The organism is Streptomyces sp. NPDC003720, from assembly GCF_042875075.1.
In the GTDB taxonomy this organism is placed as follows: domain Bacteria; phylum Actinomycetota; class Actinomycetes; order Streptomycetales; family Streptomycetaceae; genus Streptomyces.
Genome location: NZ_JBIANZ010000014.1, coordinates 105,660 through 128,123, shown reverse-complemented (window position 1 = coordinate 128,123; position 22,464 = coordinate 105,660). Strand labels below are relative to the sequence as shown.

12 protein-coding genes are annotated in these 22,464 nt (G+C 74.6%); 9 read left to right on the top strand and 3 right to left on the bottom strand.

What is annotated here, in order from left to right; translation table 11 throughout:
- Positions 1 to 23 precede the first annotated feature (23 nt).
- Complete coding sequence (locus tag ACFYU0_RS32300) at positions 24 to 305, bottom strand: HPr family phosphocarrier protein (protein ID WP_317445823.1); 282 nt, start codon at positions 303 to 305, stop codon at positions 24 to 26.
- A gap of 177 nt (positions 306 to 482) precedes the next feature.
- Here ACFYU0_RS32300 and ACFYU0_RS32295 point away from each other — a divergent pair, with 177 nt between their 5' ends.
- From ACFYU0_RS32295 to ACFYU0_RS32260, 8 genes are all read left to right on the top strand, one after another.
- On the top strand, positions 483 to 3,539 hold the full coding sequence (locus tag ACFYU0_RS32295; protein ID WP_389305802.1) for a GNAT family N-acetyltransferase: 3,057 nt from the start codon (positions 483 to 485) through the stop codon (positions 3,537 to 3,539).
- Positions 3,540 to 3,608: 69 nt separating this feature from the next.
- Positions 3,609 to 4,205 carry a DUF5998 family protein gene (locus tag ACFYU0_RS32290; RefSeq protein WP_351669535.1) on the top strand — a complete coding sequence of 199 codons (597 nt, stop codon included), beginning with the start codon at positions 3,609 to 3,611 and terminating at the stop codon, positions 4,203 to 4,205.
- The gene (locus ACFYU0_RS32285) at positions 4,205 to 5,395 is read left to right on the top strand and encodes a nucleotide pyrophosphatase/phosphodiesterase family protein (protein WP_351669533.1); all 1,191 of its coding nucleotides are present in this window, start codon (positions 4,205 to 4,207) and stop codon (positions 5,393 to 5,395) included. Before ACFYU0_RS32290 ends, ACFYU0_RS32285 begins: the two co-directional genes overlap by 1 nt.
- A 39-nt stretch (positions 5,396 to 5,434) precedes the next feature.
- Entirely contained in the window at positions 5,435 to 6,085 is a 651-nt protein-coding gene (locus tag ACFYU0_RS32280; protein WP_351669531.1) for a thymidine kinase, read from the top strand.
- 136 nt (positions 6,086 to 6,221) lie between these two features.
- A complete protein-coding gene (locus ACFYU0_RS32275; protein ID WP_389305799.1) occupies positions 6,222 to 7,298 on the top strand; it encodes a winged helix DNA-binding domain-containing protein in 1,077 nt (358 codons plus the stop codon).
- 60 nt (positions 7,299 to 7,358) lie between these two features.
- On the top strand, positions 7,359 to 12,875 hold the full coding sequence (locus ACFYU0_RS32270) for an amino acid adenylation domain-containing protein (protein ID WP_389305797.1): 5,517 nt from the start codon (positions 7,359 to 7,361) through the stop codon (positions 12,873 to 12,875).
- Between the two features lie 83 nt (positions 12,876 to 12,958).
- Positions 12,959 to 14,422, top strand: coding sequence for an MFS transporter (locus tag ACFYU0_RS32265; protein ID WP_389305795.1), 1,464 nt, complete (start codon positions 12,959 to 12,961; stop codon positions 14,420 to 14,422).
- Positions 14,423 to 14,669: 247 nt separating this feature from the next.
- Complete coding sequence (locus ACFYU0_RS32260; protein WP_389305793.1) at positions 14,670 to 19,040, top strand: amino acid adenylation domain-containing protein; 4,371 nt, start codon at positions 14,670 to 14,672, stop codon at positions 19,038 to 19,040.
- A 25-nt stretch (positions 19,041 to 19,065) separates the two neighbouring features.
- Here the strand turns inward: ACFYU0_RS32260 and ACFYU0_RS32255 are convergent, their stop codons facing one another.
- The gene (locus ACFYU0_RS32255; RefSeq protein WP_351672910.1) at positions 19,066 to 20,034 is read right to left on the bottom strand and encodes a WYL domain-containing protein; all 969 of its coding nucleotides are present in this window, start codon (positions 20,032 to 20,034) and stop codon (positions 19,066 to 19,068) included.
- A 98-nt stretch (positions 20,035 to 20,132) separates the two neighbouring features.
- Here ACFYU0_RS32255 and ACFYU0_RS32250 point away from each other — a divergent pair, with 98 nt between their 5' ends.
- Positions 20,133 to 20,873 carry an alpha/beta fold hydrolase gene (locus ACFYU0_RS32250; RefSeq protein WP_389305790.1) on the top strand — a complete coding sequence of 247 codons (741 nt, stop codon included), beginning with the start codon at positions 20,133 to 20,135 and terminating at the stop codon, positions 20,871 to 20,873.
- Between the two features lie 19 nt (positions 20,874 to 20,892).
- Here ACFYU0_RS32250 and ACFYU0_RS32245 read toward each other — a convergent pair whose 3' ends face one another.
- Positions 20,893 to 22,395, bottom strand: coding sequence for an aldehyde dehydrogenase family protein (locus ACFYU0_RS32245; RefSeq protein ID WP_351672914.1), 1,503 nt, complete (start codon positions 22,393 to 22,395; stop codon positions 20,893 to 20,895).
- Positions 22,396 to 22,464 lie beyond the last annotated feature (69 nt).

Genomic DNA, 22,464 nt, shown 5'->3' with positions numbered 1-22,464 from the left:
CCGGTGTTTCCCGTGACCGGTGCTCAGACCGTCTCGGGCAGTTCCTCGAGGCCCTCGGCGACCAGCTTGGCCAGACGGTCCAGGGCGACGTCCGCGCCCTCGGCGTCGGAGGCGAGGACGATCTCCTCGCCGCCCTGGGCGCCCAGGCCCAGGACGGCCAGCATGGAGGCCGCGTTGACGGGGTTGCCCCCGGCCTTGGCGATCGTCACCGGGACGCCTGTGGCCGTGGCGGCTCGGACGAAGATGGAGGCGGGGCGGGCGTGGAGGCCCTCGGCCCAGCCGACGTTGACGCGGCGCTCAGCCATGTGTTGCTGCCCTTCGGTGTTCAGGTTGTCTAGACCAGTTTCCCATATCGTGAAGCGTGCCCCGAGCGGTGCGGTGCACCGCCGCGGCGCGCCACCGGATCGCGGCCTCGATCCGGCCTGTCGTCCTCCACAGACTGCCTCGCGACGCCGTCGTACGCGAGCCGTACCCTGGGGCCCATGCAGAGCCCGGCGGACCGGCAGGACCGGCACGAGTACCCCGCTCACTGGGAGGCGGACGTGGTGCTGCGCGACGGGGGCACCGCGCGCATCAGGCCCATCACCGCTGACGACGCCGACCGCCTGGTCAGCTTCTACGAGCAGGTCTCGGACGAGTCGAAGTACTACCGCTTCTTCGCGCCGTACCCACGTCTGTCCGCCAAGGACGTCCACCGCTTCACTCACCACGACTTCGTGGACCGGGTGGGACTCGCGGCCACGATCGGCGGCGAGTTCATCGCCACCGTACGCTACGACCGCATCGGCACCGACGGCATGGCCGCCTCCGGACCCGCCGACGAGGCCGAGGTCGCCTTCCTGGTCCAGGACGCCCACCAGGGGCGCGGCGTCGCGTCCGCGCTGCTGGAGCACGTCGCGGCCGTCGCGCGCGAGCGCGGCATCCGGCGCTTCGCCGCCGAGGTGCTGCCCGCCAACACCAAGATGATCAAGGTGTTCACGGACGCCGGATACACCCAGAAGCGCAGCTTCGAGGACGGCGTCGTACGGCTGGAGTTCGACCTCGAGCCCACCGACCGCTCGGTCGCCGTCCAGCGCGCGCGGGAGCAGCGCGCCGAGGCCCGCTCGGTGCGCCGGCTGCTGGCGCCCGGCTCGGTCGCCGTCGTCGGCGTCGGCCGCGCGCCCGGCGGCGTCGGCCGCGGCGTCCTCGGCAACATCCGGGAGGCCGGCTACCAGGGCCGGCTGCACGCCGTGAACAAGGCCTTCGCCGAGGACCTCGAGGAGGTCGACGGGGTGCCCGCGCACCGCTCGGTGCGCGACATCGAGGGGCCCGTCGACCTCGCCGTCGTCGCCGTCCCGGCCGAGCACGTGCCCGCGGTCGTCGCCGAGTGCGGCGAGCACGGGGTGCAGGGGCTCGTGGTGCTGTCCGCCGGTTACGCCGAGAGCGGGCCCGAGGGCCGTGAGCGGCAGCGGGCCCTGGTGCGGCAGGCGCGCGCCTACGGCATGCGGATCATCGGCCCCAACGCCTTCGGGATCATCAACACCGCGCCCGGCGTCCGGCTGAACGCCTCGCTGGCCCCGGAGATGCCGAGGCCCGGCCGCATCGGCCTGTTCGCCCAGTCCGGCGCCATCGGCATCGCCCTGCTGTCCCGGCTGCACCGGCGCGGCGGCGGGGTCACGGGCGTCACGGGCGTGTCCACCTTCGTGTCGTCCGGCAACCGGGCCGACGTCTCCGGCAACGACGTCCTCCAATACTGGTACGACGACCCCGAGACCGACGTCGCCCTGATGTACCTGGAGTCCATCGGCAACCCGCGCAAGTTCAACCGCCTCGCCCGCCGCACGGCCGCGGCCAAGCCGCTGGTCGTGGTGCAGGGCGCCGGATCGGCGCCGCAGGGGCACGCGGTCCGGGCGACGCGACTGCCCCACGAGACCGTGTCGGCGCTGCTCCGGCAGGCCGGCGTCATCCGGGTCGACACGATCACCGAGCTGGTCGACGCGGGCCTGCTGCTGGCCCGGCAGCCGCTGCCCGCCGGCCCCCGGGTGGCGATCCTCGGCAACTCCGAGTCGCTCGGCCTGCTGACGTACGACCGCTGCCTCGCGGAGGGGCTGCGGCCCTCGCCCCCGCTCGACCTGACCACCGGCGCGACGGCGGAGGACTTCCACCGCGCGCTGTCGCGGGCCCTGGCGGACGACACGTGCGACGCGGTCGTCGTCACGGCGATCCCGGCGATCGGCGAGAGCTCGCCGGGCGACGCCGAACTGGCGGAGGCGCTGCGGTCGGCGGCCTCCGGGACGTCTGGCAAGCCGGTGCTCGTGGTGCACGTGGAACTCGGCGGCCTCGCGGAGGCGCTGTCGGCCGCGGCGAGCACCGCACCCGCGGCGGCCGGGCAGGTTCCGGACGCGCAGGGCGCTACGTCTCAGGGGCCGGGCGCACCTGAAGCTGCCCAGCAGGCCTCCGGCACGGCCGGCACCCCGCCCAGGGCCGCCGCGCAGACTCCGGGCGCGCCGGGCGCCGCACCTCAGGCCGCTCAGCGGGCTCCGGGCCCCGCGAACGCCGCGTCCAGCCCCGCGCAGGCCTCCGGCGCTCCGGCCGGCACCGGGCCGGCTCGCCCCGCGACGCGGCCGCCGGGTGCCGTGGCAGGGCCGCCGGACGCGGCGGCGCCGGGGGCGCCCGGCGCCGCCCCGCGGGACGGCACCCGCCTCATCCCCGCCTACCCCGCCGCCGAACGTGCCGTCCGCGCCCTCGCCGAGGCCGTGAAGTACGGGCAGTGGCGGCGCGAGGCAGCCGATCCCGGCAAGGTCCCGGAGTACGACGACATCGACGAGAAGGGGGCCGCCGCCCTGATCGGCTCCCTGCTCGAACGCGGGCAGGGGCTCACCCTGGGGGAGGCGGAGACCTGCGAACTGCTCGGCAGATACGGCATCCCGGTCCGCCGCGCGCTGCCCGCGCCCACCCCCGACGCCGCCGCCGAGGCCGCCCGCACCCTCGGCTACCCGGTGGCCCTCAAGGCCACCGCCCCGCACCTGCGCCACCGCGCCGACCTCGGCGGCGTACGCCTCGATCTCGCGAACGAGGAGCAACTGCGGCGCGCATACGCCGAGTTGTCCGCGCTGTTCGGCAAGCCCGACGAGCTGCGGCCGGTGGTGCAGGGCATGGCGCCCAGGGGCGTCGACACGGTCGTGCGCGCGGTGATCGACCCGGCGGCCGGCGCCGTGCTGTCCTTCGGGCTGGCCGGGGCCCCCTCGCAGCTGCTCGGCGACATGGCGCACCGGCTGGTCCCGGTCACCGACCGGGACGCGACCTCGCTGGTGCGGTCCATCCGCACGGCGCCGCTGCTCTTCGGCTGGCGCGGCTCCACGCCCGCCGACACCCCCGCGCTGGAGCGGCTGCTGCTGCGGGTGTCCCGGCTGGTGGACGACCACCCCGAGGTGGTGGCCGTCACCCTGGAGCCGGTCGTCGTCGCCCAGCGGGGTGTGAGCGTCCTGGGCGCCACCGTGCGTCTCGCGCCGCCGCCGGCCCGTGACGACCTCGGCCCGCGCACTATGCCGGCGTACTGATCGGCGCCGGAGGGCGGGCGGGAGCGGCCGCCGGCGACTGGCCCGGAGCGCCCTTGCCCACGGATTAGGATGGACGCCATGGCCAAGACCAGTACGACGACCCAGGGGCTCCGCGCGGCGATCGAGCGCAGCGGCTACTACCCGGCCCTCGTGGCCGAGGCGGTGGAGGCCGCCGTGGGCGGCGAGCCCATCCGGTCGTACCTGGTCCACCAGGAGACGACGTTCGACCAGAACGAGGTGCGCCGGCACGTGACCGTGCTGGTCCTCACCGGCAACCGCTTCATCGTCAGCCACACCGACGAGCAGGCCGCCGACGACACCTCCCCGACGCCGTACGCCACCACCTCCACGGAGTCCGTGAAGCTCGGCCGGATCTCGTCCGTCGTGGTCAGCCGGGTGGTCGCCAACCCGGAGCAGTACAAGCCGGGCACCCTGCCCCGCGAGATCGTGCTGACCATCGGCTGGGGCGCGGTCAGCCGCATCGACCTGGAGCCCGCCGCCTGCGGCGACCCCAACTGCGAGGCCGACCACGGCTACACGGGCAGCTCCACGGCGGACGACCTCAGCCTGCGGGTGAGCGAGGCCGGCGACGGCCCCGAGACGGTGCGCCAGGCGCTCGCCTTCGCGCAGGCCATCTCCGAGGCGACCGCGGACCCCACGCGCTGATGGCGCAGCTCTCCGCCTGGGACCACCCGGAGCCACTCGCCCTGGACAGCGCGCCACTGCCCCAGTACGGCAGCGGCTCGCTCGCCGACCTGCTGCCCACCCTGGCCGCGGGCCTCGGCGTCCCCGGCATGACCGCCGCGATCGGGGAACTCACCCCGGCCGACCGGGTCTGCGTCTTCCTGGTCGACGGGCTCGGCTGGGAGCAGCTCAGGGCGCACCCCGACGAGGCCCCCTTCCTGAACTCGCTGCTCGGCACCTCGCGCGGCGGCACCGGCCGCCCGCTCACCGCCGGCTACCCGGCCACCACCGCGACCTCCCTTGCCTCCGTCGGCACCGGCCTGCCGCCCGGCGCGCACGGCCTGCCCGGCTACACCGTCCGCAACCCCGCCACCGGCGAGCTGATGAACCAGCTCCGCTGGCAGCCGTGGGCCCCGCCGCGCCCCTGGCAGCCGTACCCCACGGTCTTCCAACTGGCCCACGACGCCGGGGTGCACGCCGCCCAGGTGTCCTCGCCGGCCTTCGCGAGCACCCCGCTGACCAAGGTCGCGCTGAGCGGCGGCACCTTCCACGGCAGGCTCACCGGCGAGGACCGCATGGACCTCGCCGCCGAGCAACTGGCCGCGGGCGACCGCGCGCTGGTGTACACGTACTACGCCGAGCTGGACGGCGCCGGGCACCGCTACGGCGTCGCCTCCGACACCTGGCGCGGCCAGCTCATGAACGTGGACCGGCTCGCCCAGCGCCTCGCCGAGCAGCTGCCGCCGCGCAGCGCGCTGTACGTCACCGCCGACCACGGCATGGTCGACGTGCCGTTCGACGAGGAGCACCGGATCGACTTCGACGAGGACTGGGAGCTGGGCGCCGGCGTCGCGCTGCTCGGCGGCGAGGGCCGGGCGCGGCACGTGTACGCGGTGCCGGGCGCCGAGAACGACGTGCTGACCGTCTGGCGCGAGGTGCTCGGCGAGCAGTTCTGGGTGGCCTCGCGGGACGAGGCGATCGCGGCCGGCTGGTTCGGGCCGCGCGTCGACGAGCGCGTGTACGCGCGGCTCGGGGACGTGATCGCGGCCGCGCACGACGACGTCCTGGTCATCGCCTCCGAGCGGGAGCCCAAGGAGTCGGCGCTGGTCGGCAACCACGGCTCGATGACCCCCGCCGAGCAGCTCGTCCCGCTGCTCGAAGTACGCTCCTGACCACCCTGCCCGTACCCGCCGAAAGGTGCTCATCCCCTCATGCCCGAGCTGGTGTTCTTCTCCGGAACCATGGACTGCGGGAAGTCGACGCTGGCTCTGCAGATCGAGCACAACCGCTCCACGCGCGGCCTCGTCGGGGTGATCTTCACCCGGGACGACCGGGCGGGTGAGGGCAAGCTGTCCTCCCGGCTCGGCCTGGTCACCGACGCGGTGGAGGTCGAGGACGGCCAGGACCTGTACGCCTACCTCGTCGACCGCCTCTCCCAGGGCGGCCGGGCGGACTACGTGATCGCGGACGAGGCCCAGTTCCTCGCGCCGGAGCAGATCGACCAGCTCGCGCGCGTGGTGGACGACCTCGGCCTCGACGTCTACGCGTTCGGCATCACCACCGACTTCCGCTCCAAGCTCTTCCCCGGCTCCCAGCGCCTTGTGGAGCTGGCCGACCGCATAGAGGTCCTCCAGGTCGAGGCCCTGTGCTGGTGCGGCGCTCGCGCCACCCACAACGCCCGCACGGTGGACGGCGAGATGGTCGTCGAGGGCGCCCAGGTGGTCGTCGGCGACGTCAACCACGCGGCGGGCGAGATCGGCTACGAGGTGCTGTGCCGCCGCCACCACCGCCGCCGCATGACCGCCGCGACCTCCCGCGCGGCGGCCCTGTCCCCGGACGTGCTGCCGGTCACGGCGGACTGAGGGGGCCCGGGACGACGCCGGCTGACGCGGTCGCCGGGCGGGGCGTGGCCCGGGCCGTTCACTGCCCGTGCAGGACGGCGATCGGCTACGGTTCGGAAACCGGCGGCGGCGCCGGCCGACGACGAGGGGGACGAACGTGCGCGAGCTCGGCCCGGTTCAGGCCAGACTGCTCCGGGCGTGGTCGCAGGGCGTGGGCGGCGGCCGGCGCGCGACGTCCCCGGCCGCCGTGCTGGAGGGGTGCCTGGCGGTGCAGGCGCAGGACCTGAAAGCGGCCGCGCTCGGGATCAGGACCCGCGGCTCCGGGCTCACCGAGGCGGACGTGTACCGCGCGCTCGGCGCCGAACGCAGCCTGGTCCGGGGCTGGTTCATGCGCGGCACGCTGTACGTGGTCCCGGCCGCCGACGCGGGCTGGCTCCGCGAACTGCTCGCTCCGCAACTGCTGCGCCGCAGCGAGCGCCGCTACCGGGAACTGGGGCTCGGGCCTGCCGAACTGGCCCTGGGGGAGAGAGTGATCGCCGAGGCCCTCGCCGACGGCCCCCTGACCAGGGACGAACTCGCGGTGCGGATGACCGGAGCGGGCCTCGACGCCTCCGGGCAGGTCCCGTTCCACCTCGTCCGCCGGTCCGCACTGCTCGGCACCGTCTGTTTCGGCCCGGTGAGGGAGGACGGCTCCGCCACCTACGTCCTCGCCGACGACTGGCTGCCCGCCTCCACCGGCCCGTCCGGCGCCGACGCGGTGAGGAAGCTGCTGCTCGGATACCTGGCGGCGCACGGGCCGGCGACGCCGGCCGACTTCGCCACCTGGTCGGGGCTCGGGCAGCCCGCCGTCCGCCCCGTGTGGAAGGAACTGCTCACGGCCGGCCGGCTCGAACCGTGCCGCGTCGCGGACCTGGACGGCTACGCGCTGCCGGCCGACACACCGCCCGGCCCGGAGCCGACGGGCGACGTCCGGCTGCTGCCGGCCTACGACAACTACCTGGTCGGATTCAAGGACCGCCGGCTGTCCGTCGAGCCCGAGCACGAGCGCAGGGTCTGGCCGGGCGGCGGTCAGATCAACCCCACCATCGTGGTGGACGGACTGGTCCGCGGAGTCTGGCGCCGCGACCGGACGCGTGCCGTCACCCCGGAACCCTTCGGCAGCGATCCGGGCGTCGTCCCCGCGGAGGCCCTCGCCGGCGAGCTGCGCGACATCGCCCGCTTCCTCGCTGCATAACCTTCGGCTAACCGCCCCTCTCTACGGTCTCGGGAGACTTGCCGAGTCCAAGGAGAACAGGTGACGATCGTCCCTCCCACGGGGTCGCCGGCCCGGTCCCCGGAACGCGCTCGGCTGCTGAAGGCCCTCGCGCAGCGCCGGCCCGGCCCGCCGGGCATCCCTCGGCGCAGCCCGGCCGGGCCGGTCGCCCCCGCCTCGTACGCGCAGGCCGGGCTGTGGATGGTCGCCGAGCTGGAGCAGGGCCCGTCCGCGTACAACGTGCCGCTGCCGGTGTCGCTGCGCGGCCGCCTCGACACCGAGGCCCTGCGCGGCGCGCTGACCGCGGTGGTCGAGCGGCACGAGGCGCTGCGCACCACCTTCACCGAGCACGACGGCGAGGTCCGCCAGGTCATCGGCGCGCCGACCCAGGTGCCGCTGCCGGTCCTCGACCTGAGCGGCGCGGACCCCGACGAGGTCTCCCGGCGGGTCGCCGCGGCGCAGACGGCCCGGTTCGACCTGGACGCCGGCCCCCTCCTGCGGGCGGAGCTGCTCCGGCTCGACCCCGAGGCGCACCTGCTCCTGCTCACCGCGCATCACATCGCCTGCGACGGCTGGTCGGTGCCGCTCCTGCACGCCGAACTGGCGGACGGCTACAACTCGGCGCTGCGCGGCGTCCCTTCGGCGCTGCCCCCGCTCCCCGTGCAGTACGCGGACTTCGCCTGCTGGCAACGGGACCGGCTCGACGCGCCGGAGACCGACCGCCTGACCCGCTACTGGCGCACCCGGCTCGACGGCGCGCGGATGACGCTGCCGACCGACCGCCCCGCCGGTGCGGCGCAGACGGCCGAGGGCGACCTGTGCCGGGCCACGATCCCCAGGCCCACCGTGGACCGCCTCGACCAGACCGCCCGGGGTGAGGGCGCGTCCCGGTTCATGACCGTCGCCGCGCTGCTCGGTGTGCTGCTCGCCCGCTGCACGGGGCAGCGGGACCTGCTGTTCGGCTCCACCGTCGCCCAGCGCCAGCAGCCCGAACTGCGCCATCTGATCGGGCTGTTCACCAACGCGTTCCCGATCCGTGCCGACCTGTCGGGAAACCCGACGTTCCGTCAGCTGCTCGCGCGTACGCGGCGCGACCTGATCGGTGACTACGAGGGCAGCACGCTGCCGTTCGGACTGCTCGTCGACGCCCTGCGGACGGAGCGGTCCGGCACCCGGACGCCGCTCATCCGGGTGCACGTCCAACTGGAGGAGGGAGAAGGCGAGTCCACCGCGTACCAACGGCTCCCGGCCTACGACGGACTGACCGCCGAGGGCCTCGTCCCGGAGCTGAGGGCCGCCAAGTTCGACCTCAACTTCATGGTGCGCGCCGACGCCGGCGCACTGGTGCTGGACCTCGTGTACGCCCGCGATCTGTTCGCCCCGGCGACCGCCGGCCGGCTCGCCGCGCTGTACGCGCGGGTGGCCGACGCGGTGGCGGCCGACCCGGACCTGGGGATCGAGGACCTGCTGCTGCCGGAGCCGCCGCGCCCCCCGGCCCGCGTGACCGCGGCCGCTTCGGCCGCCGCCCCGGCCCCGGAGCCGAAGGCCGTCGAGGAGACGGCGCCGGAGGCGGACGCCGACGCGGCGCCCGAGACGCTGGAGCGGGTCCGCCGCGTCTGGCGGGAGGTCCTGGGCACGGACGACGTCCACCCGCACAGCGACTTCTTCGACCTGGGCGGCAACTCCTTCGCCGCGCTCAAGGTACGCCGGCTGCTCGGCGGCGGCGTGCCGCTGGCCGAGCTGTTCCGGCACCGGACCGCCGCCGCGCTCGCCGCCTATCTGGCGGACGGGGCAGGGCAGTCGACCGATCAGTTGCTCTGGCCGCTCACCAGCGACGACGCCGAGGCCGACATCACCGTCGTCGCGATCCCCTACGCCGGTGGTGCCGCGACCGCCTACCAGCCGCTCGCGGACGCGCTGCCGCCGCGGTTCCGGCTGTGGGCGGCGAGCCTGCCCGGACACGAGGGCGACGCCGCCGACCTCCTGGACTTCGACGCGGCCGTCTCCCGACTGGCGTCCGAGGTCCAGGAGCGCGTGACCGGAGCCGTCATGGTCTACGGGCACTGCGCGGGCGCGTCCCTCGCGGTGGCCGTGGCCCGCGAACTGGAGGCCCGGGGCGCCGACCTGCGCGCCGTCTTCGCCGGCGCCAGCCTGACCGACCCGGACGCCGAGGCGAACCTGGCCCGCGTCACGGACAGCTCCGGCGACGAGTTCTACACCTACATCAAGGCCATCGGCGGCTTCGACGGCCCGCTCGACGACGCCGACCGCGACCGGGTGCTCGCCGCGCTGCGCCACGACATGGCGGGCGCGACGCGGTTCCAGGCCGCGGCGCACAGGGCGCCGGGAGCGCGGCTGCGGGCCCCGCTGCACTGCGTGCTCGGCACCGCCGACCCGGTCACGCCGGATCCGGAACACGGCTACCGCGGCTGGTCGGTGTTCGCCGACACGGTGCGGCTCGAACTCGTCCCGGAAGGCGGCCACTACTTCGTCCGCGACCACGCCGCGGAGCTGGCCCAGGTCATCGGCGCGGCGTCCCCCGCCGCCCCGGCGGCCCGGCTTCCGGTCGTCTGCCTTCCGCACACCGGCGCCGGCGCCTCGTTCTTCCGCCCCTGGCAGGCTCACGAGGGCGTCGAGATCATCGCGCCCGACCTGGCCGGGCACGACAAGCGGTTCGGCGAGCCACCGCACCGCACGGTCGCCGCGGCCGCCGCCGACCTGCTGCCCCGGGTCCTCGCGGCCCTCGACGGCCGGGACGAGGCCGTGCTGGTCGGCCACTGCCTGGGGGGCACCGTCGCCTTCGAGCTGGCCGGACTGCTCCTCGGACACGGAGTGCGGCTCCGGCACCTGGTCATCAGCGGTACGCCCGGCCCCACCGTGCCCCGGCACAGGCGGACCACGGGGCTCCCGGACCGGGAGTTCCTGGCCCGGCTCGAGGAACTGGCCGGTTACGCCCACCCGGCGCTGGCCGACGCGGAGATGGCCGCACTGCTGCTGCCGGTGCTCCGGGCCGACCAGGAGATGTACGAGAACTACCGGCGGACCTCGGTCACCCCCCTCGACGTGCCGGTCACCGTGCTGCGCGGAGCGGCCGACGCCCTGGTGAGCGCCGCCGACTCGGCACGCTGGCAGGAGGCGACGACCCGGCCGCTGCGCTACGTCGAGGTCGCCGGCGGCCACATGTACCTGGCGGACGACGCCGCCCCGGTCCTGGAGCTGATCGGGTGTCTGGCCGACGGCGTCGAGGACCGGATCGACGCGCTGCTCGGCGCGACGTACCCGCGACCCGAGTGGGGGCTCAAGGACTTCCCCGAACCGGCCCCGGGCGGCTCGCACGATCCGGGTCCGGTCCCACGGCACTGCGTGCTCGCGGCCGCCGCGGTCGTCCTCGGCAGCTACCACGGCCTGCCGGTCACCGTACTGGCGGTGCGCGAGAGCGCCGGGGCCGGCCGCCCGGCCCTGGTCGCCTTCCCGACCGACCCGGCGACCCCGGTCGCCGACCTGCTCGCCGTCGCGCGGGACGCGCTCGACGGGACGTGGCCGCGGTCCGGCTCCCTGCTGGCGGGGACGCCGGGCGACGGCGGTCCGGTCGTCGAGGTCCGGTTCCACGAGGCGGCGGACGCCGGGTTCCCGCTCACCCTGACCGTCGGCGCCGTCCTCACCGCGGCCGTGCACGGCGACCTGATCACCGAACGGGCCGCGGACCGGTTCGCGAGCGCCGTCGCCCACGTCGCCGGGCAACTGGCCGCCGGGGACGGCGAGCTGGCCCGGCTGGAGCTGCTGGACCCGGCCGAGGCAGCACGCGTCCGGCGGCTGGGCACGGCGAGCGAACCGCCCGCCGAGCACCGGCGCATCGACGAACTCGTCGCCGCCCGTGCCGCCGAGCGCCCGGACGCCACCGCGGTCACCGACGGACGCACCCGGCTCAGCTACGCCGGCCTGGACAAGGCCGCGAACCGGGTCGCCCGCGCGCTCGGGGAGCTCGGCGTCGAGCACGGCGACCGCGTCGGCGTCTGCATGACCCGGGGCTGGGAGCTGGTGGTGGTGCTCCTCGGCGTGCTGCGCGCCGGCGCGGCGTACCTGCCCATGGAGCCGGACAACCCTCCGGAGCGACTGGCGCGGATGGTCTCCGCCGCCACCCCGCGACTCGTCGTGACGGCGGCGGACTTCCCGGCCGGGCCCTGCCGCAGCGTGTCGCCCGCGTCGCTCGCCGCCGCCGCCGGACGGCAGTCGCCGGCGCCGCCGGCGCGCACCGGTGACGCGGGCGACGCCGCCTACGTCATCTGCACCTCGGGCTCGACCGGCACACCGAAGCCGGTCGCGGTCGCGCACCGCAGCGTCACCGCCCTGATCGGCGGCACCGGGACCGAGTTCGGGTTCGGCACCTCCGACGCCTGGGCGTTCTTCCACTCGGTCGCGTTCGACATGTCCGTGTGGGAGATCTGGGGCGCGCTCACCACGGGCGGCCGGCTCGTCGTGGTGCCGCGGGAGGCGACCCGCGCCCCGGACGAGCTGCACCGGCTGCTCGCCACGGAGAAGGTGACGGTTCTGAACCAGACGCCGACCGCGTTCGGCATGCTGATCGACGCCGACCGGGACGCGCCGCTCGGGCTGGCGGTCCGCCTGGTCACGTTCGGCGGGGAACCGCTCGACACCCGGGCGCTGCTGCCCTGGTTCCGGCGTCACCCGCCGGAGGCGTGCCGGCTGGTCAACCTCTACGGCATCACCGAGACGACGGTGCACAGCACCTGGATCACGGTGACGCCGGACACCGCCCGGACGGCGTCCCGCTCGGTGGGCGTACCGCTGCCGGGGGAGTCGCTGACCGTCCGGGACCGGGCCGGCCGGCTCCTTCCGCTCGGCGTGCCCGGAGAGATCCACGTGGGCGGCGTGGGGGTGGCGCTCGGCTATCTCGGCCTGGACGAGCTGACCGCCGAACGGTTCGGCGTGGATCCGGACGGCACGCGGGTGTACCGGAGCGGGGACTACGGCCGCATGCTCCCCGACGGAACGGTCGAGCACCTGGGCCGGCTGGACGACCAGGTCAAGCTCCGCGGCTACCGGATCGAGCTCGGCGAGGTGCGGGCCGCGCTGCTCGCCGCGGACGGCGTCACCGCCGCGGCGGTGGTGGTCGGCGGGACGCCCGATGCCGCCCGTCTCGACGCCTATGTGACGCCCGCCCGGGTGGACCCGGCGGCGACACGGCGTCGGATGCGGGCGCTGCTGCCCGAGTACATGGTCCCGGCCACCGTCACCGCGCTGGACGCGCTGCCGCTGACGGTCAACGGCAAGCTGGACCGGGCGCGGCTGCCACGGCCCGGCGCCGAACCGGCGTCCGGCGTTCCGGCAGCGTCCGAGGGCCTGCTGATCGAGATCTGGGAGCAGCTCACCGGGCTGCGCGTACGCGGCGACGACAACGTCTTCGACGTGGGCGGCAATTCGGTGATCATCAGCAGGTTCGTCGCGGAACTGCACGCCCGCGGCCTCACGCGGTCGACCGTCGGTGACGTCTACCGGCTGGGAACGCTGCGGGGGCTGGCCGGGCGGCTGCGATCTTGACCGGCGTAACCCGCTGATAACCAGTCGTTCCTACCGTACCGCGCGTCCCATGTACATGACCGCGCGACGAACCAGGAGTGCAGATGGCTGGCCACACCGAGGCCGCACTGTCGCAGAACCCGCTTCGCTGGAAGGCGCTGATCGGGCTGGCTCTCGTCCAGTTCATCGTCTTCCTCGACGCGACGAACGTGAACGTCGCGCTGCCCTCGATCCAACGCGACCTCGACCTCAGCCAGTCCCAGCTGACCTGGGTGGTCAACGCCTATCTGATCGCCGCGGGCGGTCTGCTGCTGCTCGGCGGCCGGCTCGGCGACCTCTTCGGACGCCGCCGTGTCTTCGTCGCGGGCGCGGCGCTGCTGGCCGTGTCGTCGCTCACGGCCGCCCTGTCGACCTCGTCGGCCATGCTCATCACGAGCCGCTTCGCGCAGGGCGTCGGTGAGGCCCTCGCGGCTCCCGCCGCCCTGTCGATGGTGGCGCTGCTCTTCGCCGACGAGGGCGAACGGACCAAGGCGCTGGGCATCTGGGGCGGGCTGGCCGGTCTCGGCGCCGCGTCGGGCGTGCTGCTGTCCGGCGTCCTCACCGACCTGGCGAGCTGGCACTGGATCTTCTACATCGGGGTCCCGCCGTGCGTGATCTCGCTGGTGATGACCCTCAAGCTGGTGCCGGAGAGCAAGGAGACGAGCGGGGGCCGGCCGAGCTGGCTCAGCGGCGTGCTGCTGACCGGCGGCATGATCGCCGTCGTGCACGGCCTGCTCAGCGGCATCGCCCACCCCTGGAGCGGGTTCAAGGTGCTCGGCCCCCTGGTCGGCGGCGTCCTCGCCCTCGCCGTCTTCGCGCTGCTGCAGCTGCGCAGCGCGACGCCGCTCATCCCGCTGCAGTTCTTCACCAGCCGCACCCGGCTCACCGGGTACGCGGGGCAGGCGTTCATGGCGGTCTCCACCTCGGCGATGTTCTTCCTCGTGGTGCTCTTCATGCAGCAGACCGCGCACTACTCGCCGCTGAAGAGCGGTCTGGCCTGGCTGCCGTACACCGTGCTGTTCATCCCCGGCCTGGTGCTCTCCACGAAGCTGATGTCGGTGGCCGGGTCGCGCGTCCTGCTGTCGGTGGGGCTGCTCGTCATCGGGGTCGGGATCTTCCTGTTCAGCCTGCTCGGCAGTGACGGCGACTTCCTCACCGGACTGCTGCCCGGAATGGGGCTCGCCGCGTTCGGATCCGGCCTCGCGGCCCCCGCGCTCCAGCTGTCCGCGCTCGACGGCGTCTCCCCGGAGAACGCGGGCCTCGGCTCGGGTGTGCTGACGTCACTGCAGCAGCTCAGCCAGTCGCTGGGTCTGTCGGTGATCATCACGATCGGGCTGAGCCACGCCCGTTCGCTCGCCGGTTCGGGCACGGCGGCCGCGAAGGCGGCCGAGGAGGGCCGGTCCCTCTCCTTCGTGATCGCCGGCGCGGTGCTCGTGGTGGGCGCGGTCATCTGCTACGTGATCACCAACCACACGATCAAGCCCGCCGCCGAGGCCGAGGGAGGCGCGACGGTGCCGAGCGCCGCCTAGGCCGTGTCCGCGAAGTCGCGTCTGCGTCGCGGCGTCCGGCACGCACTCTCGCCGCACCGGCCGAAAGCCCGAGTACACCCAGTACGAGGGCATCCGGCCGGCACTCCCCCAGCCTTCGGCCGGGGGGACCCCCAGAGCACGCACCGGACGCCGCGACGCCCGCCCTGCGGGCGAACGACGCGACTTTGCGGACACGACCTAGCTCCTCGCCCGCCGTGCGCAGTACCCGACGAGAGGGAGTCAACCCATGCGAAAGGCGCTCCACCAGCTCGCCGGGATGACGGCCGAGGAGCGTGCCGCGTTCCTCGGCCGTGCGCGGACGGCGGGTCCGGCCGGCACGGCCCCGGGCCCCGAGCCCGCGGCCGTGGACCCCGAGCCCGCGCCCTGGCCCGCCGGGCCGGGCCAGGCCCATCAGCTGTTCCTCGACCGGCTCTGGCCGGGGGACGGCGCTCCGTACGTGGTGCCCTTCGCGCTCCGGCTGACCGGGCCGCTGTCGGTGCCCGCGCTGCGGCGGGCCCTCCAGGACGTCACCGACCGGCACGAGGTGCTGTCCTGCCGTTTCCGGTTCGAGGACGGCAGGGCGATGGCCGTCCCCGGGTCGCCGCCCGAGCTGTCGGTCGTGACGGTGCCGGGCGCGACGGAGGACGACCGGCGGCGGGCCGCGCTCGCGTACGCCCGGGAACGGGCCCGGCTGCGGTTCGACCTGGAGAACGGCCCGGTGGTCCGCAGCGAGCTGATCGCGCTGGCGCCGCGGGACCACCTGCTGCTGTGGATCGTGCACCACATCGCCGCCGACGGCTGGTCGGTCGGGGTGCTCATGGAGGAACTGAGCGCGGCCTACCGGGCCCGGGCGGCCGGCCGGGAGCCCGCGCCGGCGCCGCTGACCGTGCGGTTCGCGGACTTCGCCGCCTGGCAGTGGCGCCGCCTCGAAGAGGCCGACGACCGGATCGAGGCGTGCCGGGCCCGGCTGGCCGGAGCCGCGCCGGCGTTCGTCCCGGCTGATCACGAGCGCCCCGCGGTGCAGACCTTCAACGGCCGCAGCATCCCGTTCCAGCTGCCCCCGGCGGTCGCCGCGGACCTGCGGGCCCTGGCCAGGCGGCGCGGTGGCACGCTGTTCCCGGTCATGCTGGCGGCCCTGCACGTGCTCGTCGCCCGGTACAGCGGGCTGGACGACGCGGTCCTCGGAGCGGTGGTGTCCGGGCGCGTGCGGCCGGGTACGGAGGCGCTGATCGGCCCGTTCGCCAACACGCTGCCGATACGGATCGACGCCTCCGGCGGACCGCGGTTCGGCGAGCTCGTCGACCGGGTCCAGGAGGCCATCCTGGCCGGAATGGCGGACCAGGACCTGCCGTTCGGATCGCTCGTCCAAAGGCTCGGCGGCGCCCGTGACACCAGCCGCAATCCGCTCTATCAGGTGCTGTTCAGCATGGGCAGCCTGCCGCTCGGCGACGCCGAGATACCCGTCACCCCCGAACTGGCCCTGCGCCCGGTGGCGTTCTCCAACGACACCGCGCGGCTGGATCTCGAACTCACCGTGGAGCAGTCGGGCGACGCCCTGGGCGGACGGCTCGACCACAACACCGATCTCTACGACGGGCCGACGGCCGAGCGGCTGCTCGAGCAGTACGGCACCCTGCTGGCCGGCATCGCGGCGGAGCCCGACCTGCCGATCGGCCGGTACTCGCTGGAACCCGAGGCCGCGCGGCTGACGGCGTTGCGGGCGGCCGCCGTGCCGGCGCGGCCGGCGATCGCGGCCACGTTCGGCGAGCTGTTCGCCCGCCAGGTCGCCCTGCGGCCGCACGCGCCCGCGGTGCGCTGCGACGGCGCCGCGCTCAGCTTCGCGGAGCTCGACGCGGCGTCGGACGCCGTCGCAGCGGCGGTCCGGGAGCGGGTGTCCGGCACCGAACCGGTCGTGGCCGTCGGCACGGGCCGGTCGATCGAGCTGCTGCCGGCCGTGCTCGGCGTCTGGAAGGCCGGCGGCGTGTACCTGCCGTTGGAGCTGGAGTACCCGGCGGAGCGGCTCGCCTTTCTGCTGGCCGACAGCGGCGCGCAGCTGATGCTGACCGCGGGGGCCGAACTGCCCGACCTCAGCGGTGCGGCGCCTTCGTCGCTGGACGTGCGCGGGCTCCCGTCCCGCACGTTCTCCCGGCACGAGGCGCCCGAGGACCCGGACCGGCTCGCCTACATCATGTACACGTCCGGTTCGACGGGACGCCCCAAGGGCGTCGCGGTCACGCACGGCAGCCTCGGGAACTTCCTCGCCGCGATGGCCGGCCTCGGCGTGATGGGCGCGGACGACGTGACCCTCGCGCTCGCCAGCCTCCCGTTCGACGGCTCGGTGATCGAGCTGTTCCTGCCGCCGGCCGTCGGCGCGACGGTGACCGTGTGCCAGCGCGCGGACGCCCGGGACGCGCAGCGGCTGGCGGCTCTCCTGCGGGGCGTGACCGTGCAGCACGGCACCCCGTCCACGTGGCGGATGCTGCTCGACGCCGGCGCCGACCTGTCGGGGCTGCGCTGCGCGCTGTCCGGGGGAGAGGCGCTGCCCCCCGAACTCGCCGACGAACTGCGCGCGGCCACGGGGCAGGTGTGGAATTTGTACGGTCCCGCGGAGACGACGGTCTACTCGCTGGTCCAGCGCTGGGACGGCGCCGCGGTACCGCTGATCGGCCCGCCGATCGCCGGGACGACCGTGCACGTCCTCGACGACGAGCTCCGACCGGTGCCGCCCGGTGTGCTGGGCGAGCTGTGCATCGGGGGCGCCGGCCTCGCCCGCGGCTACGTCAACGCGCCGGAGCTGACCGCCGAGCGTTTCGTACGGCATCCGGTGACCGGCGAGCGGCTGTACCGCACCGGCGACCTCTTCCGGCGGCACGCCGACGGATCGCTCACCTGCCACGGGCGCAAGGACCACCAGCTGAAGATCCGCGGCCACCGGGTCGAGCCGGACGAGATAGCGGTGGCGCTGGAGCGCGACGACCGGGTGCGCGAGGCCGTCGTCCTCGGCAGGGAGTTCGCCGGCGGCGACCGGCGGATCGTGGCGTTCGTCCGGCTCGCGGACGGCGTGACGACCAGTGAGTCCGAGCTGAAGGACGCGGTGCGGGCCTGGCTGCCCTCGTACATGGTGCCCGCCCGGATCGTCGCCGTGCCGGAGTTCCCCCACAACTCCAGCGGCAAGGTGGACCGGCGCGCACTGGCGCAGCGGGACCTGGCGGACACCGGTCTCGCCGAGGGCGCCGACGACGGGCCGGTCACCCCGACCCAGGAATGGCTTGCGGCGCTCTGGGCCGAACTGCTGGACCGCGAACGGGTCGGAGTCCACGAGGACTTCTTCGGCGCCGGGGGACACTCCCTCCTCGCGGTCACCATGCTGCACCGGGTCGCCACCGGCCGCGGCGCCACCGTCGGCCTCGGCGCCTTCCTCACCGCTCCGACCGTCGAAGCGCTGGCCGCGCTGATCGACGCCGACGACGCCACCGGCGAACTCGAACGCCAGGTCGACGCGATGAGCGACGACGAGGTGGCGACGCTGCTCGCAGAACTCGAACAGTCCGAACCGACCCAGGAGAGTCACACCACCATGGCGATCTCTCGCGAAGACGAGGCCTACCAGCGGTTCCTGCTCGTGGCGCACGGCCACACCCTGTTCAACGCCGTCGTCGCCGGCCTGGAGCTGGACGTGTTCGGGTACCTGTCCGCGCACCCGCGGGCCACGCTCGACGAACTCGCGGACCAGGCCGGCATCGCACCGCACAAGATGCGCATCCTGCTCGCCTCGCTGTGCGCGATCGACCTCCTGACCCGGACCGACGGCCGGTACGGCAACGCGCCGGTCGCGGAGCGGCTGCTCGCGCCGCGCGGCCCGGAGAGCTGGCGCAACATCTTCCTCTCCCGGCACCGCACCGACTACGCCGGAATGGCCCACACGACCCAGGCGCTGCGGTCGGGCACCAACGACGGGCTGAAGGTGCACGAGGGGGAGGGCGGATCGGTCTACGAACGGCTCGGCGCGGACCCGGAGACCGAGGCGATCCTGCACCAGTCGATCGCCGCCTTCGCCCACCAGGAGATGCACGGCCTGCTGCGGACCGCCGGCCTCGAGGGCACCGGCCACCTGCTCGACGTCGGCGGGGGCAGCGGCGCCAAGGCGGCCGCCATCGCCGGGCACCACCCGGGGATCACGGTCACGGTGTTCGACCTGCCGTCGGTGACGGAACTCGCCGCGCGCAAACTGCCGGCCGGCCTGGACGGCCGTGTGCGCTTCGCGCCGGGCGACATGTTCACCGACCCGTTCCCGTCCGGCATGGACGCCATCCTGTTCAGCAGCGTGCTCGACGTCTTCGACGCCCAGCGCGTGGAGACGCTGCTCGCCAAGGCCTACGACGCGCTCGGCCCCGGCGGCCGCGTGCTGATCTACTCCTGCAACACGGCGGCGGACGAGGCGGGCGGAGTCATCGCCACGTCGCTGTCCCTGTTCCTGAACGTGATCGCGACGGGCGAGGGGATGGCGTACCCGGTCGCCGACTACGAGCGGATGCTGCGCAAGGCCGGCTTCGACCGGGTCGGGGCCGTCGGGGGACTGCCCATGGAGCATGCCATGATCACGGCATTCAAGGACTGAACGACGTCACCGCATCCCCCCGGCCTCAGGTCTCGCGGGTGCGGGTGGCGTAGGAGGCGAGCTGGTCGGACAGCCGCGCCAGGGCGTCGCGGAGCTCGGCCGGGTGGTGCACGGTGAAGGGGCAGCCGAGCCCCGCCAGATAGCCGGCCATGGTGTCCAGCCGCTCGGCGCGGGTGTCCAGCAGGATCCCCTCGGCGGTCTGGACGAGGGTCGCCGCGGCCGGTGGGATGCGGCGGGCGGCCTGTTCCAGGGTGGTGTGCAGGAGCACCCGGACCTGGTGCCTGCCGGCGACCTCGCCGAGGGACGCGGTGACCTGCGCGGCCGGGTCGAACCCGGGCGGCGGCGCCGCGGCTTGCGGGTCCGCGGCCGGCTGGAGGGCGTGGATGCGGTCGATGCGGAACACCCGGATCGCGGCGCTGCGCGAGTCCAGACCCGTCACGTACCAGCGACCCGAGTGGAAGACCAGGCCGTACGGGTCCAGGTCGCGGTCGGAGGTCTCGCCGCGCCACGAGCGGTAGGTGATGCTGACCCGGTGACGATCGCGTGCCGCGGCGGCGAGACGCAGAGCGATCCGGGAGTCGGGCGCGGACACGGGCTCGGGGTGGGTGCCGTAGGCGAGCGTGTCGCGGAGGGCGGCGACCCGGTCCGCGACAGCGGCGGGCAGCACTCGGCTGATCTTGGCGAGGGCGCTCTGCGTGGGGCCCTCGGGCCGGCCGGGACAGCCGGCCAGCAGTCCCAGGATGACCGCGCCGGCCTCCCCGTCGGTGAGCGTCAGCGGCGGGAGCCGGAAGGCCGGCGGCAGCCAGTAGCCGCCGTAGCGGCCGCGATCGGCGGTGACCGGGATGCCGAGATCGGTGAGGTGGGCGGCGTAGCGGCGCACCGTCCGCTCGTCCACGCCGAGCCGCTGCGCCAGGTCGCGGCCGCTGATGCCGGGCCGGTCCTGCAGCAGCTCCAGCATGGCCAGGACACGCGTCGTGGGTCGCTCCTTCGGCACGGCTCTCTCTTCCCTCGCCGCCTATCCGGACGGATTCCGACCGGATTCAAGGCTACCTTCGGTCCGTCGGAAAGCGTGGCGAAGCGAGGAGATCGTAGATGTCGACATACGTGCTGGTTCCCGGGTTCTTCTTCGGCCCGTGGGTCTGGGAGGAGGTCGGCAGGCTGCTGGAGGACGCGGGCCACCAGGTCAGGGTCGTGTCGCTGACCGGGCAGGGCGAGCGGTCCGGCGAGGCGACGCCCGAGGTCGGCGTCAGCACCCATGTCGCCGACATCGTCGGCGCGATCGGCGACCTGGACGACGTGGTGCTGGTCCTGCACAGCGGCGCGACGACCGCGGGCACCGCGGCCGCCGACCTGATGCCGGAGCGGCTGCGGCGGATCGTCTACGTCGACACGGCCCCGTTCCCGGACGGCATGGCGCAGATCGAGTTCCTCCCGCCCGACGTACAGGCGGAGCAGCGGCGGCAGATCGAGACGGAGGGGCAGGGGTGGCTGCTGCCGGCCCGGCCGTTCGACGAGGACGACCAGCAGGGCGACCCGGTCGCCCTGGCCGAACTCTCCGCGCGGGACCTCGCGCTGATGCGCCGGCACGCGTCGGCGCAGCCCGCCGCCATGGTGCTGGGGCCCGCGCGCAGGCCCGCCGAGATCCCGGACACCCCGCGCACCCTGATCGCCTGCACCTTCCCGGTCGAGCAGGTGCAGGCCATGGTGGCGGCGGGCGTCCCGGCCTTCGCGATGCTGTCAGGTCCGGGCTGGACCATGACCGGGCTGCCCACCGGGCACTGGCCGATGCTGTCGCGGCCCAAGGAGCTGGCCGAGCTGCTGGCCGGGGTCTGACAGTCGCCCGGCCGCGGGCTCAGCCCGCCGTGGAGCTGAGCTTGAGCCCGGCCTCGCCCTCCCCGGCGGGGGGAAGCTGGATCGCCTTGGTCTCGCAGAAGGAGGCGAGCCCCCAGGAGCCGAGTTCGCGGCCGTTGCCCGAGCTCTTGTAACCGCCGAACGGCGCGCGCATGTTGAACGGGGCGCCGTTGACGTCCACCCGGCCGGTGCGCAGCCGCGCGGCGACCGCGACGGCGTGCTCGACGTCCTCGGACCACACCGCACCGGACAGTCCGTAGTCGGTGTCGTCGGCGATCCGGACCGCGTCGTCCTCGTCCCGGTACGGCAGCACCACCACGACCGGGCCGAAGACCTCCTCGACCACCGCCCGCGCCCGCGGCGGCAGGTCGGCGAGCACCGCCGGGGTCAGATAGCTGCCGCCGCCGGCCCCGGCGGGCACCTCGCCGCCCTTGACCAGGGTCGCGCCGCCGGCGATCGCGTCGTCCAGGATGCCGCGCACCCGCTCGACGGCGTCGTGGTGGATCAGCGGCCCGATCTGGGTGGCCGGGTCCCAGGGGTCGCCCACACGCAGGGCCCCGGCCGTCTCCGCCGCGATCGCCACGGCCTCGTCGTACCGGTGGGCCGGGACCAGCAGACGGCTCCAGGCGAAGCAGACCTGGCCGGTGTTGAAGTTCGCCTGTTCCACGGTCGCGGTCACCGCGGCGCGGAGGTCGGCGCCGGGCAGCACGATCGAGGCGCTCTTGCCGCCCAGCTCCAGGTTGACCCGCGCGGCCCGGGGCGCGGCCAGCTCGGACACCCGGCGTCCCGCGCGGATCGAGCCGGTCAGCGAGACGACGGCGATGTCCGGGTGGGCGGCCAGCGCCTCGCCGGCCTGCGGACCGGTCCCGCACACCAGATTGAAGACACCGGGCGGCAGATCGGTCCGCGCGATCAGCTCGGCCAGCAGGTAACTGCTCAGCGGGGCCAGCTCACTGGGCTTCAGCACCACGGTGCAGCCGGCCGCCAGCGCCGCCGGGATCTTCTGCAGGTTCAACGCCACCGGCGCGTTCCACGGGGTGATGCACCCGGTGGCCCCGGCCGCCTCGGAGCGGACCAGGGAGTTGCCGATCCGCTGCTCCCAGGCGTGCTCGCGGGCGGACTCGACGCAGGAGCGCAGCGCCCCGACGCCGAAGGAGACCTGGGCGTGCCGGGCCAGGGTCACCGGCATCCCGGTCTCCGCCGTCAGCACGCCGGCCACCGTGTCGGCGTGCTCGTCGAGCAGTTCGGCGAGCCGGTCGAGGTACCGCAGGCGTTCCTCGAGCGGTGTCCTCGACCAGGCGGGGAACGCCCGGGCGGCGGCGGCGACGGCGGCGTCCACATCGGCCCGGCCGCCGGCGGGCACCTCCGCGAGGGTGAGACCGGTCGCCGGATCGACGACCGGGAGGGCGTGGTCGGACTTCGTGGCGCGCCAGTCGCCGTCGATCCACTGGACCGAGCGTGACCGACGGGCCGCGGCGGGAATCGCGGCGCTCGTATGCTCCATGGGCGCAGCATCGGCCGCGCCGGTTATCAGCCGGTGACGTAACCCTGGGGTAACTGCGATTCCTACAGT